This is a genomic window from Streptomyces sp. NPDC127092, assembly GCF_042722475.1.
Lineage (GTDB): Bacteria > Actinomycetota > Actinomycetes > Streptomycetales > Streptomycetaceae > Streptomyces.
In genome coordinates, this window is sequence record NZ_JBHXFE010000256.1 from 1 (window position 1) to 309 (window position 309).

Consider the following 309-nt stretch of genomic DNA (forward strand, 5'->3'; position numbering starts at 1 on the left):
ACGGCGCTCAGCCCGTTTCGCCATCGCGACCGGGCTGTGCAGCGTCAGCTTGGGGAATCGCGACGCCTGGCCGAGCGCTGCCTCAAACGCGTTGCGGTGTTCGTAGAGCCAGTCGAATCGTGCCTGGTTATAAGGTCGACGTCGGTCGACGCGGGTGCGCCTCAGGGGTAGGCCATTCCGTCGCTCTCGAACAGGACCTCGATCAGCGCCCCCTCACCGTGCTTGTCGCTCAAAGGGACACAATTTCTCGGTTGTCGCGGCACCTGGGCCAACGTGATGGCGGATACCGCATTCACTGCCATATCGGAC